Genomic DNA, 14,506 nt, shown 5'->3' with positions numbered 1-14,506 from the left:
CCGATGAGCACCACCGCGAACGACAGCAGCACCCCGCCTCCGCGCACCGGCATCGTCAAGGTCGTCAGCGCCTCGATGGTCGGCACCACCGTCGAGTGGTACGACTTCTTCCTGTTCGGCTCGGCCGCCGCGCTCGTGTTCGGCGACGTCTTCTTCGGCGAGCTCGGCGGCACGACCGGCACGCTCTACGCCTTCATGGTCTACGCGATCGGGTTCGTGGCCCGTCCGCTCGGTGGCATCGTGTTCGGCCACTTCGGCGACCGCGTCGGGCGAAAGCAGATGCTTGTGCTGTCGCTGCTGCTGATGGGCGGCGCCACCGTCGCCATCGGCCTGCTGCCCACCTACGGCCAGGTGGGCGTGCTCGCCCCGGTGCTGCTCGTGCTCTGCCGCCTGTTCCAGGGCTTCGCCGTGGGCGGGGAGTGGGGCGGCGCGGTGCTGATGGCCGCCGAGCACGGCGACGCGGGCCACCGCGGCTTCTGGACGTCGTGGGTGCAGGCCGGCGTCGCGTCGGGCAACCTGCTCGCCGCAGCGGTGCTGTGGGTCCTGCAGACCGTGCAGTCGCCCGAGGACTTCCAGTCGTGGGGCTGGCGCATCGCGTTCGTGCTCAGCGGCGTGCTCGTGCTGATCGGCCTGTGGGTGCGTCTCAGCGTCGAGGAGTCGCCGGTGTTCGCCCAGGCCCGCGAGGCGCTCGCCCAGCAGGGCGCCGAGCGCCAGATGCCGCTGCTCGAGGTGGTCAGGCACTACCCGCGCGAGATTCTGCTCGCGATGGGCATGCGCCTGGCCGAGAACACCAGCTACTACATCTTCACCGTCATCTCGCTGACCTACCTCACCCAGTACGCGGGCTACGAGGGCAAGGTCGGCACCCAGGCGCTGCTGATCGGCTCGGCCTTCCAGCTGGCCTTCGTGCCGCTGGTGGGGCTCGCGTCCGACCGGTTCGGCCGCAAGCCGTTCTACCTGGTGGGAGCGGTCGGGGTGGGCGTCTACACGTTCTTCTTCTTCGACCTGCTCGAGAGCGGCTCGGCGCTGGTCATCACCGGCGCGGTCCTGCTCGGGCTGCTCCTGCACTCGTTCATGTACGCCCCGCAGGCGGCCTTCTTCTCCGAGCTGTTCGGCACCAGCGTGCGCTACTCCGGTGCGTCCATCGGCTACCAGCTCGCGTCGATCCTGGCCGGCGCCCTCGCCCCGATCATCGCCCTGCGCCTGCTCGGCGACGTCGACGACCCGAACACGTCGGCGGTCGGCGTCTACATCGCGATCACCGCGGTGATCACGCTGGCGGCGGTGCTGCTCAGCAGGGAGACGAGCGGCAGCTCGCTGGACCACGACCGCGTGCTCGAGGACGCGGCCGTCAGCGACTCTCGTACGCGATGACCGCGAGGACGAGGGCCTTGTCGACGAAGTCGGGCAGCTCGGACAGGTCGACGTTGTAGTCGTTGCCGAGGCCGAAGTGCTTGCGCTTGCGCGTGGCGGTGCTCAGCGCGGTGAGCTGCGGGTCGGCGATCGTCAGGTCGTCGTAGGTGGAGCCCTGGTAGCCCGGGGTGAAGTCGACCCGCAGCTCCAGGCGCAGCAACGACCAGACGGCGGTGCCCACGGTGCCCTCGGCGTCGGGCAGCGGGGTGCGCAGCTGCTCGAGCGAGGCCTGCGGCCCGCACCAGGCCATCGGCTCGCCGGCCGGTGAGAACAGGGCGAACGTGTCGCGCGGCCCGGCGCGCTGCACGTCGCCGAGGTGGACGTGGTCGGGCGTCCACACCGACCAGTGGTCGCCGAAGGGCTGCTCGAAGTCCGTGCGGTGGAACTGGGCGACCTCGGTGCGCCCGGGCGCCCGCAGCGAGTAGCCGTCGGGCAGCTCCTTGAGGTCGTACCGGGTGGGCAGCGGGTCGGTAGCCGTCACGCCCCACCCGCCGGAGGAGAACGTCACCTGGCGGGTGCCACGCAGGTCGTCCAGAGTCATGGCCGAACCATAGTCAACATGCCCGTCCCGGGCCCTGGCCGGTCGACGCGCGCGTGCCTAGACTCCGCGCATGACCCAGGTCACACCCACGTCCGTCCTGCCCTCCTACGCCGCCGGGCCCGCCGACGTCCCCCTGCTGGGCGACACGATCGGCCAGAACCTCGAGCGGACGGTGGCCGCGCACGGCGACCGCGAGGCGCTCGTGGAGGTCGAGACCGGTCGCCGCTGGACGTACGCCGAGCTGGACGCCGACGTCGACCGCGTCGCGCGCGGCCTGCTCGCGGCCGGCGTCGGCAAGGGCGACCGGGTCGGGATCTGGGCCCCGAACCGCGCCGAGTGGACGCTCGTGCAGTACGCCACCGCGAAGATCGGCGTCGTCCTGGTGAACGTCAACCCGGCCTACCGCACCCACGAGCTGGGCTACGCGATCCGGCAGTCGGGCATGCGCATGCTCGTCAGCGCCACGACCTTCCGCACGAGCGAGTACCGGCAGATGGTCGAGGAGGTCCGTGGCGACTGCCCCGAGCTCACGCAGGTGGTCTACCTCGACGACGAGTCGTGGGACGCGCTGCTCTCGTCGGGGGAGCGGCAGCCGGCCGACGCGGTCGCCACCGCGATGGCCGCGCTCAGCCCCGACGACCCGATCAACATCCAGTACACCTCGGGCACCACCGGCTACCCCAAGGGCGCGACGCTCAGCCACCACAACCTGCTCAACAACGGGTACTTCACCACCGAGACGATCGGCTTCACCCACGAGGACCGGCTGTGCATCCCGGTGCCCTTCTACCACTGCTTCGGCATGGTGATGGCCAACCTCGGCTGCACCAGCCACGGCGCCGCGATGGTGATCCCGGCGCCCGCGTTCGACCCCGCGGCGACGCTGCGGGCCGTCCAGGACGAGCGGTGCACCGCGCTGTACGGCGTGCCCACCATGTTCATCGCCGAGCAGAACCTGCCGGACTTCGCCGACTACGACCTGTCGACGCTGCGCACCGGCATCATGGCCGGCTCGCCGTGCCCGGTCGAGGTGATGAAGCGGTGCATCAGCGAGATGCACATGGAGGAGGTCTCGATCGCGTACGGCATGACCGAGACGTCGCCGGTGTCGTTGCAGACCCGTCCGGACGACGACGTCGAGCGCCGCACGTCCACGGTGGGCCGCGTCCACCCGTTCCTGGAGGTCAAGATCATCGACCCGCTCACCGGGCTGACGGTCCCGCGCGGAACGCCGGGCGAGCTGTGCACCCGCGGCTACTCGGTGATGCTCGGCTACTGGGCCGACGAGGAGAAGACCGACGAGGCCATCGACCGCGCGCGGTGGATGCACACCGGCGACCTCGCCGAGATGAGGAGCGACGGCTACACCAACATCGTCGGCCGCATCAAGGACCTCGTCATCCGTGGGGGCGAGAACCTCTACCCGCGCGAGATCGAGGAGTTCCTCTACACCCACCCCGACATCGCCGACGTGCAGGTGGTCGGGGTGCCCGACGAGCGCTACGGCGAGGAGCTCTGCGCGTGGGTCCGGATGCGCGAGGGCGCCACCCCGCTCGACGCCGACGCGGTCAAGGCGTTCTGCGACGGACGGCTCGCGCGCCACAAGGTGCCGCGCTACGTGATGGTCGTCGAGGAGTTCCCGATGACGGTCACCGGCAAGGTCCGCAAGGTGCAGATGCGCGAGGAGTCGGCGCGCGTCCTCGGGCTGCGGGCGTCGGGCCCCACGGCCTGAACCTGCGTCGGACCGTCCGGCCGGACGGGTCCAGCGGTACCGTTGGACGGTGGGCAAGGTCATCGACGGGGTCGACCGCTTCCAGCGGCGTCATCCCGTCGTGGGCATGCCCCTGTCGGTGTTCTACAAGTTCTTCGACGACCAGGGCAACTACCTGGCCGCCATCGTCACCTACTACGCGTTCATCGCGATCTTCCCGCTGCTGCTGCTCGGGTCGTCGATCCTGGGCTTCCTGCTGCAGGGCAGACCGGGGCTGCAGGAGACGATCCTCAACTCCGCGCTGAGCCAGTTCCCGATCATCGGCGACCAGCTCGGACGTCCCGAGGGCCTGCAGGGCAGCCTCGGCGCGGTGGTCCTGGGCTCGATCGTCGCGCTCTACGGTGCGCTCGGCCTCGGCCAGGCCAGCCAGAACGCGATGAACATCGCCTGGGCGGTGCCGCGCAACAGCCGCCCCAACCCGTTCCTCGGACGGGCGCGCAGCCTGCTGCTGCTCATCACCGCCGGCATCGCGGTGCTCCTCGTCAGCGCCGTGTCGGTCGCCGGCAGCAACGCGCAGGTGTTCGGTGCCCGCATCGACGCCACGCTGCAGTGGATCATCACCGGCGTCACCACGTTGCTGGTCGCGGTGGTGTTCGCGATGCTCTTCCGGCTCGCGGCCGCGCGAGACCACAGCTTCTGGCGGGCGCTGCCGGGCGCGGTCGTGGTGGCCGTCCTGTGGCAGGGGCTGCAGGTGATCGGTGCGATCTACGTCAACCGGGTGCTCGTCGAGACGTCGTCGATGAACCAGACTTTCGGCCTGGTGCTCGGTCTCGTCGGCGTCATCTACATCGCGTCGTTGATGGCGATCTTCGGCATCGAGGTCAACGTCGTGCTGGCCAAGAAGCTGTACCCGCGGGCGCTGCTGACGCCGTTCACCGACAACGTCGACCTCACCGACGCCGACCGCCGCGCCTACGCCGAGTACGCCAAGGCCCAGCGCCACAAGGGCTTCGAGTCGATCAGCATCACCTTCGACCCGCGCCCGGACGAGACGAAGGCCGACCCCGCCGACGTCGAGGGCGACGGCGAGCGGACGACCGACGTCCCCCACCTGGTGGCCCTGCCCGACGCCACCGAGGGCCCGGAGCGTCGCGACCCCGACGACCCCGAGCCCACGCTGCGGCTCAGCCGCGACGCCTGACCGGTCCGCGGGACCATGAGCCTCGCCGACCTGCTCCCGGACGTGGTCGTGCTGCGCGCCGGCGCCGTCGACGACCCGCGCTGGGACGCGCTGGTGAGCGACGTGGAGCGAGCCCCCGTGGCCCGCGCGGTGCCGTCACGGGTGCGCGACTTCGTCGCCGGACGCGGGTGCGCCCACGAGGCGCTGGCCGCCCTCGGCATCCCGGGCGGGCCGGTGGCGGTAGGGGAGCGGCGCGGACCGGTCTGGCCGGCGGGCGTGGTGGGCTCGATCACCCACGGCGCCGGCGAGGTCGCCGCGGCGGTCGCCCACGCGACGGACGTCGCCGCCCTCGGCATCGACGTCGAGCCGCTGCGGGTGCTGCCGCCCGAGGTGGCCGCGCTCGTCCGCAGCGCCGACGAGCGTGCACGGCTCGCGTCGTCCGGCCTCGACGACGACACCGCGGCCCTCGTCCTCTTCAGCGCGAAGGAGAGCGTGTTCAAGGCCTGGCACCCCCTCCGCGGCACCTGGATCGAGTTCGATCACGCCGACGTGGACCTCGCGGCCGACGGGTCGTTCACGGCGCGGGTGACCTCTCCCGGTGGTGGTCCGGGGGTGGTCTGGGCCGGGCGGTGGGAGGTGGACGGGGCGGTGGTGCGGACGGCGGTGGTCGTGCCGGCCTGACGCGTCGCGCGTGCGGCGCCGTCGGGGTGCTCGCCGACAGGCACCGACGGACGGCTGGGCGTGTCCGGCCCACCGTGGCCGGGTGCGTCTCGGTGGGTGGACGGTCAGCCACCACGGTCACCAGCAGTCACACCGACCACGGCAAAGAGGTGCGAACCACGGTGAAGCCACCACGGTCGGCGACCATGTGCCACGGTCCGTGCACCGGCCGTCCACCCCTCGAGATCCGAGGCCGGCTGCGACGAGCAGCGACCGCGCGCCTCGTCCGTAGGCGCGCTCTTCGTCGCGCGAGCAGCACCTGCGGCAGAAGCGGTGAGGGAGGTGCTTGCCACCCACCCTCATACCCGGTATACCTGCCTCCAGCAGGATGAATACCGAGTATGCAGGGGGACGCCGATGTCGGCACAAGCAGTCAGGCGCGGGCTACTCGCGCTGCTGGCGAAGGAGCCGATGTACGGCGCCCGCCTGCGCTCGCAGTTCGAGCAGGCGACGGGGGGCACCTGGCCGCTGAACGTCGGGCAGGTCTACACGACGCTGTCGCGGCTCGAGCGGGACGGCCTTGTCGTCGGCGGCGGGGGAGCCGACGACGAGGGCCGCATCCTCTACGAGATCACCGAGGCCGGGCACGCCGAGGTCGACCGCTGGTGGGCCGACCCGATCGACCACGCGAGCGACCCGCGCGACGAGCTCGCCATCAAGATCGCCCTGGCCGTGACGCTGCCGGGCGTCAACGCCGCCGGTCTCCTGCAGGCGCAGCGACGCAGCACGCTGTCGCACCTGCAGGGGCTCAACCGGCTCAAGCGCAAGGCGTCCGCCGAGGGCGACCGGGCCTGGCAGCTGGTCCTCGACCGGCTCCTGTTCGCCGCCGAGGCCGAGGTCCGCTGGCTCGACCACGTCGACGCCCTGCTCACCGTCCACCCGCTGCCCGTCGCGTCGAAGGAGTCCCGATGAGCGAGGTCGTGCTCGAGATCGCCCACGTCACCCACGTCCACGGCAGCGGCGCCTCCGAGGTCAGGGCGCTCGCCGGCGTCAGCCTGAGCGTCCACGCCGGTGAGCTGGTCGCGGTCATGGGGCCGTCGGGGTCGGGCAAGTCCAGCCTGCTGGCGCTCGCCGGCGGGCTCGACGTGCCGACCTCCGGTGACGTCGTCATCGAGGGCCGCTCGCTGGCCCGGGCCAACGCCCGCGAGCGGGCGGCGATGCGACGCCGACACGTCGGCTACGTCTTCCAGGACCTCAATCTGGTGCCCTCGCTCACCGCCGTCGAGAACGTCGCCCTGCCGCTCGAGCTGGACGGCGTCCGCGCCCGCGACGCCCGCCGTCAGGCCGTCGAGGCGCTGGAGGGCGTCGGCATCGAGGCGCTCGCCGACCGCTTCCCCGACGACATGTCGGGCGGCCAGCAGCAACGGGTCGCGATCGCGCGGTCCCTCGTCGGGCCCCGCCGCATCCTGCTCGCCGACGAGCCCACCGGCGCCCTCGACACCGCCACGGGCGACGTCGTCCTCGGCGTCCTCCGCTCCCGCATCGACGCCGGCGCCGCCGGACTCCTCGTCACGCACGAGCCGCGGCACGCGGCGTGGGCCGACCGGGTGGTCTTCCTGCGCGACGGCGCGATCGTGGACGAGTCCGGCGACGTCGTCGAGCCGGTGTTCACCGACGAGGTGCTGGCCGCCGAGCTCGCCGGGGGCGACGATGCGTAGCCGCTGGGGCGCCGCGCTGCGGATCGCCCGGCGCGACGCGTTGCGCCACAAGGCCCGCAGCCTGCTCGTCGTCCTGATGGTCGGGCTGCCGGTGATGCTCGCCGTCGGGCTCGCCACCGTCGCGAGCACCATCGACGTCGACGCCCGCGAGGCGCTCCCCCTCACGGTGGGCGCGTCGCAGGCCTACGTCAGCACGAACGGGTCGGTGCGACCGGTCTCGCAGGGCCCCGACGGTCGCGACGCCGCGATCGCGAGCGACCAGCAGGACCGGACGGCCCAGCAGTCCGCGGCCGACCTCGGCCGCAGGCTCGACGCCGACGTCGTGCCGGTCCACGTGGGTGACTCCGAGATCGTTGGGGCCGGCCGCGACGGCGGCACGACCTACGTCCAGGTGCTCGCCACCGACCTGGCCGACCCGTTGACGCGCGGCATGGTGGAGCTCGACAGCGGCCGCCTGCCCCGGGCCGACGACGAGGTCGTCGTCTCGCCCGCGATCGCGCGCGCCGGCCACGAGCCGGGCTCGACGCTCACCGTGCGCGACCGCGAGCTGAGGGTCGTCGGGGTGGGCGTCACCGGACCCCGGTACGTGCCGGAGGCGGGCGTGGTGGTCACCGAGCCGACCTTCGACGCGATCACCGTGCCCGCCGACCCCGGGATCCCGGTCCAGCAGGGGTTGCTCGTCGGCCGGTCCGCCCCGGTCACCTGGGCGGACGTGCAGTCGCTCAACCAGGACGGGTACGTCGTCACCTCGCGCGCGGTCGTGCTCGACCCGCCGTCGGGCGTCGCCGACCCCTCGGACGGGTACAGCAGCAGTGCCCAGGACACGGTGAACGGGCTCGTGGTGGCCTGCATCGTGATCGAGGTGGCCCTGCTCGCCGGACCCGCCTTCGCCGTGGGCGCCCGCAACCAGCGTCGCCAGCTCGCCCTCGTCGCCGCCGGCGGCGGATCGCCGGCCGACCTGCGCCGCGTCGTCCTCGCCGGCGCGCTCGTGCTGGGTGGCGTGGCCGCGGTGCTCGGTGCGGTGCTCGGCGTCGCCCTGACCCCGCTCGCCTTCACCGTCGCGTACCGCTTCGTCGACACCGTCCGCGGTCCGTTCGACGTCCCGTGGGGGTGGGCGACCCTCGCCGTCGTCCTCGGCGTCGTGGCCGCCCTCGTCGCCGCCGTCGTGCCCGCACGGCAGGCTGCTCGGCGCGACCTCGTCGCCGCCCTCACCGAGCGCCCCGACGACCCGCGCCCCGCGCCGGGATGGCCGGTGCTCGGCGTGGCGATGGTGGTCGTCGGCCTCAGCCTGGTGGTCGCGGGCCCCGCACTCGCCGGCGACCGGGGCATCACCGTCGCGCTCGGCACCGTCGTCCTCGTCGTGGGCGCGGTGTTCCTCGTCCCGCTGGCGATCGGCGCCGTCGGACGCCTCGCCCCACGACTGCCCCTCGCGCTGCGCATCGCCGTCCGCGACGCGACGCGCCAGCGCGCCCGCAGCGCACCGGCCGTCGCCGCCGTGATGGCGGTGGTCGCGGGCATCACCGCGCTGGCCATCGGGTCGGCGAGCGACTTCGCCCAGAACGAGCGCGACTACGTCTACAGCCTGCCGTCGGGCCAGGCGGAGATCAGCCTGTCCGACGGGGACGTCGCGAGCGGGCCGCTGGTCGCCGAGGCCGGCCGGGCGCTGCCCGGGCGCCGGCTGGTCGCGGTGACGCCCGCGTCCCGGTACGACGAGACCACCGAGACCACGTGGAGCGTCGCCCGCGGTGCCTGCCGTGGAGAGGCCGAGTGCACCTACCTCTACGGCGACGACGCGGCGGGCAGCGGAGGCGACCGGGGAGTGCTGGTGGCCGACGCCGACGACCTCGCCGCCATGGGCGTGCGCCTCGACGCCACGTCGACGGACGCGCTGGAGGCCGGACGCGTGCTCGTGCCCCGCGGCTCGCTCGGGGGCGAGGACCAGGTGACGCTGGTCGCCGACGTCTACCGCGGCGACGGCTCGCGGGCCACCCAGCGCCGGGTGGTCGCGCCCGCGGCCGGGGCGGACCTCACGGCCGTCGTCGACGTGCCGCGCGGGCACCGGCCGGTCGTGGCGACGGGCGTCGTGTCCCGCGCCGAGGCGGCGTCGCTCGGCATCACCGCCGTGCCGCAGTCGGTCGTCACCGACGTCCGCGACGGCCCCCTGTCGGCGGCCGACGTGCGGGCGCTGGGCGCGCTGGAGGTGGACGGCGACCCGGTCTCGGAGTCGATGCTGGTCGAGCGCGGGTTCACCGAGACCTACACGCTGCAGTTCCTCAGCCTGGGCGTCGCGGGCGGTCTGCTCGTCCTCATCGGGACGCTGACCGCGACCGGGCTCGCCCTGAGCGACGCCAGGCCCGACCTCGCGACGCTGTCGGCCGTGGGCGCCGCGCCGCGCACCCGCCGGGCGGTGGCCGCCGCGCAGGCGCTCGTCGTCGGCACGGTCGGTGCGGCACTGGGCGTGGTGCTCGGGATCGTGCCGGGCTGGGTGGCGGCCACGTCGCTCACCCAGGGGTACGGCACGGGCGACGTCGGGACGACCGTGCACGTGGTGCCCTGGCCGCTCCTCGCCCTCGTGGCGCTCGGGGTGCCGGCGCTCGCGGCGCTGGTGTCCGGCCTCGCCGTCCGCAGCCGCGTCGTGCTCGTCCGGAGGACGGCATGACGACCCGCCAGCCGATGCAACCGAACCTGACCCGGGCACGTCCTAGGGTCGAACCCACACCGAGTCATCGCGGGGGGCCTCGATGAGCCATGCAGACCTGTCCGTCCGACGGCGGCGCGCGGCGCGCGTCCGTCTGGCCGAGCTGCTCGCCGTCCGGCGCACGCAGCGCGACCGCGAGGAGGAGCGCGCCAAGCGCCCGTGAGCCGCGTCTAGGGTCGGGGGCGTGGCAGCGCCCCTGGTGGTCGGCTTCGACCTCGACATGACCCTGATCGACTCCCGCCCCGGGATCGGCGCCGTGTACGAGCGGCTCGCGTCCGAGACCGGGGTGGCGATCGACGTCGACCTGGTGACCTCGCGGCTCGGGCCGCCGGTGGAGTCCGAGCTGGCGCACTGGTTCCCGGCCGACGAGGTGCCCGCGCTGGCCGACCGCTACCGCGAGCTGTACCCCGAGCTGGCCGTCGAGGCGGTGGGCACGATGCCCGGCGCGCACGAGGCGCTCGCCGCCGTCCGCGCGCTCGGGGGACGCACGGTGCTGGTCACCGCGAAGAACGCGCCGGCCGCCCGGCGGCACCTGGACCACCTCGGGCTCGAGCTCGACGCCGTCCACGGGCGACTGTGGCGCGAGGGCAAGGCCGTCGCGCTGCGCGGGGAGCGTGCCACGGCCTACGTCGGTGACCACGTGCACGACGTCGAGGCGGCGCTGGCCGCCGGGGTCACGGCGGTGGGCGTCACCACCGGGCCCTGCAGCGGGGTCGAGCTGCAGCGCGCAGGCGCGGACGTCGTCCTGCACTCCCTCCTCGACCTCCCCGAGCTCCTGGAGTCGATAGGGTGAGGGTCGGCGCCGACGTGGCGCCGGGACGACGAGCGGAGACGAGGGTCAGCGGTGCCTACCGGAAAGGTCAAGTGGTACGACGGCGACAAGGGCTTCGGCTTCCTGTCGCAGGACGACGGCGGTGACGTCTACGTCCGCTCCGACGCCCTGCCCGAGGGCGTCACCACGCTGAAGAACGGCACGCGCGTCGAGTTCGGCATCGCGCAGGGTCGCCGCGGCGACCAGGCCCTCCAGGTGCGGCTGCTCGAGCGCGCCCCGTCGGTCTCGCGCACCCAGGCCAAGGCCCGCCGCAAGGCCCCCGAGGACATGGTCGTCATCGTCGAGGACCTGATCGGCCTGCTCGACGGCCTCGGCGAGGGCTACCGCCACGGCCGGCACCCCGACACCAAGACCGCCAAGCCGACGGCCGCGCTCCTGCGCGCCCTCGCCGACGAGCTCGAGGCCTGACCCACCGCCCCGCGCACGCGGGGGAGGGCAGGACGGCTAGCTGACGCGCCGCGGGGCGTCGGCGTCGATGCGCCCGAGCGAGCCCTTGGCGACGAGGCCGAACCAGACGACGAGGATCACGGCGGTGACCCCGAGGCCGAGCTGCGGGGTCTGCAGGCCGATGCCGAGGCCGAGGAACCCGCCCACCACCCAGGCCAGCTGCAGCAGCGTCTCGGAGCGGGCGAAGACGCTGGTGCGCACGGCCTCGGGGACGTCGCGCTGGATCAGGGCGTCGAGGCTGAGCTTGCCCAGCGACTGGCAGACGCCCACCGTCAGGCCGAGCAGGACGGCCGTGGGCAGCGCCCACACCACCGCCGCCAAGGTGACGAGGGCGGCGTCGACGGCCAGCACCACGAGCACGGTGGTCTCGGGCCGGCGTGACTTCATCACCGACCCGAGCAGCACGCCGGCGGTGTTGCCGACGCCGGCCGCGCCGATCACCAGCCCCATCAGCACCGTGGGCTGCCACCCGGGGAACGGCGACTCGCGCAGGACGAACGCCATGAACATGGTGAGGAAGCCCGACAGGAACCTCAGCCCGGTGTTGCAGCGCAGGCCGTGCACGACGGCGAACGTGATGCCGAGGCGGCGCCGGGTGTCGCTGTCGCCGCGCAGGGACGACATCGCCACCGGCTCCTCGCCCGCCGAGGAGTCGACGCGCGACGGCAGCAGCACCGCGAGCACCGTCGCGACCACGAACAGGACGAACGCGTACCGCAGCGCCCACTCGGCGCCGATCGCCGCGGCGCCCACGGCGAGCGGTGCCGACACCGCCGCGCCGATGGTGCCCGTCAGCGAGATCCGGGAGTTGGCCTTGACGAGCGTGAACGACCGCGGCAGCACGCGCGGCACCGCGGCGGCCCGCGTCACGCCGTAGGCCTTGGACGCCACCAGGCAGCCGAGCGCGGCGGGGAACAGGGCGTACGAGCCGTCCTGCACGGCGGTCGACATCACCCAGCAGCAGAACGCGCGGACGGCCATCGTGGTGCCGATCGACCATCGACGCCCGCGACGGAACCGGTCGAGGAACGGCCCGATCACGGGGGCGACGATCGCGAACGGCAGCATCGTCAGCAGCAGGAACTGCGCGACCTGGCCGCGGGCCTCGCCGGTGGGGACGGTGAAGAACAGGGTGCCGGCCAGCGACACCGCGACGGCGGCGTCTCCTGCGGTGTTGAACGCGTGCATCTCGAGCAGCCGCGACAGGCCGCTCTCGCCCGCGCCCTTGGCCTGCGTGAAGCGACGTGCCTGGCGCACGGTGCCGGTGGACGCGCGTCCCACCGACCGGGCCGCCCGACCTCCGGCGCGGACGGCGCGGCTCGCGCGTCCGGGCGGGTCCGAGGGCCCGTCCGAGCGCGGGGGAGGGGGCTGCTCGTCCACGGGCACATCCTGCCGCACCGACGACCGATCCGGCGTGACGCGCCCCGGTGGCGCCTGCTTGGCGCGGTGCGCGACAATCGCGTCATGGCCGACCCGACCACCCCCACGCGCGACCCGCGCGTCGACGCCGCGTGCGCCGACGCCGCCCCGATCGCGCGCCAGCACCTCGTCGACGAGGTCGGTGCGGACGTCGTGGGCGACCACCTGGCCATCCGCCGCGAGGGCGAGCGCCTCGTCACCCACGTGTTCGCGTCCACCCAGGCCGGGTACCGCGGCTGGACGTGGTCGGTCACCGTCGCGCGCGCCTCGCGCCAGCGCACCGTCACCGTCTGCGAGATCGTGCTGCTCCCCGGCGACGAGGCGATCGTCGCCCCGTCCTGGACCCCCTACAAGGAGCGCGTGCGCCCGGGCGACCTCAGCCCCGGCGACCTGCTGCCCCCCGAGGCCGACGACCTGCGCCTGGTGCCCGGCTTCACGGCGGGCGACCCGGCCACCGAGCCGCTCGTCGACACCTCGGCCGTCCGCTCCGTCGCCGACGAGGTCGGCATGGGACGGGCGTGGGTGCTGTCGCTCGAGGGACGCGACCTCGCCGCCCAGCGCTGGCACGACGGTGAGCAGGGCCCCGACGTCCCGCTGGCCCAGCAGAGTCCCGGCCGGTGCTCGGACTGCGGCTTCACCGTCCGCCTCGCCGGCCCGCTCGGCCTGGAGTTCGGCGTCTGCGCCAACGGCATGGCCAACGACGACGGCCGCGTCGTCGCGCTCGACCACGGCTGCGGGGCCCACTCCGACGCCAAGCTGTCGCGCTCGGCGGGCCCCGTCCCGCTGCCGTCGCCGGTGATCGACACCCTCGGGGTCGACACCCTCGACGTCTGAGTCCTCCCGCCGCCTCCCGGCGTGCGGTGTGAACCGTCTCACCGCAGTATTGGTTGCGTGTTGAACACAACGCTTCTATCGTTGTGTTCAGCAACCAAGTGGACGGAGACGTGACGTGGAGCAGCAGGAGAGGTCGACCGAGCACCTGCTCGAGGCGCTGATGCGCCTGACCCGGGCCCTGAAGTCCGGACGCTTCCGCACCGACGCCGCCGGCGTCGAGCTCGGGCGCACCGAGGTCGGCGTGCTGCGCTGGATCGAGCGCCACGGCGAGGCCCGCACCGGCGACATCGCCTGCGGCTTCGGGCTCAGCGCCTCGGTGATCAGCCGCCAGCTGACCAGCCTGGAGGAGCGCGGGCTCGTCGCCCGGCGGGCCGACCCCGCCGACGCCCGCGCCGGCCTGGTCTCCCTGACCTCCGCGGGCGCCCGCAGCCTCGACGCGATGACGGCGTACTACAACGACCGCCTCGCCGAGATCCTGCAGGACTGGGACGCCGAGCACCTCGACGGCGCCGCCCGCCTCGTCGGACACCTCGCCGACCGCCTCGCCGAGGGCACCGACGCCCACGCCGCAGAACCCCCGACGCCCGCGCTCGTCTGAGCGCCGCGTCCCACGAACCACGCACGACCTGCGCCCCCGGGCGCCACGGAAGGAACACGATGAGCACCACCACCACGGCACCGCCGCCGGTGTCGACCGCAGAGCCGGAGATGTCGCACCGGCAGATCCTGGAGGTCCTGGTCGGCCTCCTCGCGGCGCTGTTCACGGGCATCTTGTCCTCGACGATCGTCAGCAACGCGCTGCCGACCATCATCAGCGACCTCGAGGGCAGCCAGACCCAGTACACGTGGGTGATCACCGCGTCGCTGCTCGCCATGACGGTGTCGACGCCCATCTGGGCCAAGATGTCCGACCTGTTCAACAAGAAGGCGCTCGTCCAGACGGCGATCGTCGTGTTCGTCGTGGGCTCGGTCGTGGCCGGCTTCTCGCGCAACGTGCCCGAGCTGCTCGGCGCGCGCGTCGTCCAGGGCCTCGGCATGGGCGGCCTGACGGCC

At 73.5% G+C, this 14,506-nt stretch carries 14 protein-coding genes; 12 read left to right on the top strand and 2 right to left on the bottom strand.

All coding sequences use genetic code 11. The annotated features are described in order from the left end of the window. Window positions 1-3 precede the first annotated feature (3 nt). Window positions 4-1,374: an MFS transporter gene (locus ACI6PP_RS11740; protein ID WP_421111769.1), complete on the top strand. Its 1,371-nt coding sequence runs from the start codon at window positions 4-6 to the stop codon at window positions 1,372-1,374. Here the strand turns inward: ACI6PP_RS11740 and ACI6PP_RS11735 are convergent. Further along, entirely contained in the window at window positions 1,352-1,954 is a 603-nt protein-coding gene (locus tag ACI6PP_RS11735) for a hypothetical protein (RefSeq protein ID WP_421111768.1), read from the bottom strand. The two genes, ACI6PP_RS11740 and ACI6PP_RS11735, sit on opposite strands and share 23 nt — an antisense overlap. 70 nt (window positions 1,955-2,024) lie before the next feature. Between ACI6PP_RS11735 and ACI6PP_RS11730 the strand changes: the two genes are divergently transcribed. From ACI6PP_RS11730 to ACI6PP_RS11695, 8 genes are all read left to right on the top strand, one after another. Next, window positions 2,025-3,686: an AMP-binding protein gene (locus ACI6PP_RS11730; protein WP_421111767.1), complete on the top strand. Its 1,662-nt coding sequence runs from the start codon at window positions 2,025-2,027 to the stop codon at window positions 3,684-3,686. A 49-nt stretch (window positions 3,687-3,735) separates the two neighbouring features. Next, a complete protein-coding gene (locus ACI6PP_RS11725) occupies window positions 3,736-4,866 on the top strand; it encodes a YihY/virulence factor BrkB family protein (protein WP_421111766.1) in 1,131 nt (376 codons plus the stop codon). A gap of 15 nt (window positions 4,867-4,881) precedes the next feature. Next, entirely contained in the window at window positions 4,882-5,526 is a 645-nt protein-coding gene (locus tag ACI6PP_RS11720) for a 4'-phosphopantetheinyl transferase family protein (protein WP_421111765.1), read from the top strand. Window positions 5,527-5,922: 396 nt separating this feature from the next. Further along, window positions 5,923-6,477 carry a PadR family transcriptional regulator gene (locus ACI6PP_RS11715; RefSeq protein ID WP_421111764.1) on the top strand — a complete coding sequence of 185 codons (555 nt, stop codon included), beginning with the start codon at window positions 5,923-5,925 and terminating at the stop codon, window positions 6,475-6,477. Continuing rightward, window positions 6,474-7,223 (top strand): ABC transporter ATP-binding protein, encoded by a 750-nt coding sequence (locus ACI6PP_RS11710; RefSeq protein ID WP_421111763.1) that lies wholly within the window; start codon window positions 6,474-6,476, stop codon window positions 7,221-7,223. Before ACI6PP_RS11715 ends, ACI6PP_RS11710 begins: the two co-directional genes overlap by 4 nt. Continuing rightward, window positions 7,216-9,882, top strand: a complete 2,667-nt coding sequence (locus ACI6PP_RS11705) for an FtsX-like permease family protein (protein WP_421111762.1) — start codon at window positions 7,216-7,218, stop codon at window positions 9,880-9,882. The genes ACI6PP_RS11710 and ACI6PP_RS11705 overlap by 8 nt, the downstream gene beginning before the upstream one ends. 223 nt (window positions 9,883-10,105) lie before the next feature. Next, a complete protein-coding gene (locus tag ACI6PP_RS11700; protein WP_421111761.1) occupies window positions 10,106-10,714 on the top strand; it encodes an HAD family hydrolase in 609 nt (202 codons plus the stop codon). 51 nt (window positions 10,715-10,765) lie between these two features. Further along, complete coding sequence (locus ACI6PP_RS11695) at window positions 10,766-11,161, top strand: cold-shock protein (protein ID WP_421111760.1); 396 nt, start codon at window positions 10,766-10,768, stop codon at window positions 11,159-11,161. Window positions 11,162-11,197: 36 nt separating this feature from the next. Here the strand turns inward: ACI6PP_RS11695 and ACI6PP_RS11690 are convergent, their stop codons facing one another. Further along, on the bottom strand, window positions 11,198-12,580 hold the full coding sequence (locus ACI6PP_RS11690; protein WP_421111759.1) for an MFS transporter: 1,383 nt from the start codon (window positions 12,578-12,580) through the stop codon (window positions 11,198-11,200). An 84-nt stretch (window positions 12,581-12,664) separates the two neighbouring features. Between ACI6PP_RS11690 and ACI6PP_RS11685 the strand changes: the two genes are divergently transcribed. The 3 genes from ACI6PP_RS11685 to ACI6PP_RS11675 form a co-directional block, all read left to right on the top strand. Continuing rightward, window positions 12,665-13,453: a DUF3027 domain-containing protein gene (locus tag ACI6PP_RS11685; RefSeq protein ID WP_421111758.1), complete on the top strand. Its 789-nt coding sequence runs from the start codon at window positions 12,665-12,667 to the stop codon at window positions 13,451-13,453. 115 nt (window positions 13,454-13,568) lie between these two features. Next, the gene (locus ACI6PP_RS11680) at window positions 13,569-14,051 is read left to right on the top strand and encodes a MarR family winged helix-turn-helix transcriptional regulator (RefSeq protein WP_421111757.1); all 483 of its coding nucleotides are present in this window, start codon (window positions 13,569-13,571) and stop codon (window positions 14,049-14,051) included. 59 nt (window positions 14,052-14,110) lie between these two features. Next, a partial coding sequence (locus ACI6PP_RS11675; protein ID WP_421111756.1) for an MFS transporter occupies window positions 14,111-14,506 on the top strand: 396 nt, incomplete at its 3' end.

It is taken from the genome of Solicola agrisoli, assembly GCF_049059935.1.
Lineage (GTDB): Bacteria > Actinomycetota > Actinomycetes > Propionibacteriales > Nocardioidaceae > JAURVT01.
This window is presented reverse-complemented; position numbering and strand designations above follow the sequence as displayed.

Excerpts from the sequence above, each read along its gene's own strand:
- ACI6PP_RS11735 (WP_421111768.1), bottom strand. The coding sequence starts at position 1,954 with ATGACTCTGGACGACCTGCGTGGCACCCGCCAGGTGACGTTCTCCTCC.
- ACI6PP_RS11710 (WP_421111763.1), top strand. The coding sequence starts at position 6,474 with ATGAGCGAGGTCGTGCTCGAGATCGCCCACGTCACCCACGTCCACGGC.
- ACI6PP_RS11705 (WP_421111762.1), top strand. The coding sequence starts at position 7,216 with ATGCGTAGCCGCTGGGGCGCCGCGCTGCGGATCGCCCGGCGCGACGCG.
- ACI6PP_RS11730 (WP_421111767.1), top strand. The coding sequence starts at position 2,025 with ATGACCCAGGTCACACCCACGTCCGTCCTGCCCTCCTACGCCGCCGGG.
- ACI6PP_RS11715 (WP_421111764.1), top strand. The coding sequence starts at position 5,923 with ATGTCGGCACAAGCAGTCAGGCGCGGGCTACTCGCGCTGCTGGCGAAG.
- ACI6PP_RS11685 (WP_421111758.1), top strand. The coding sequence starts at position 12,665 with ATGGCCGACCCGACCACCCCCACGCGCGACCCGCGCGTCGACGCCGCG.
- ACI6PP_RS11740 (WP_421111769.1), top strand. The coding sequence starts at position 4 with ATGAGCACCACCGCGAACGACAGCAGCACCCCGCCTCCGCGCACCGGC.
- ACI6PP_RS11720 (WP_421111765.1), top strand. The coding sequence starts at position 4,882 with ATGAGCCTCGCCGACCTGCTCCCGGACGTGGTCGTGCTGCGCGCCGGC.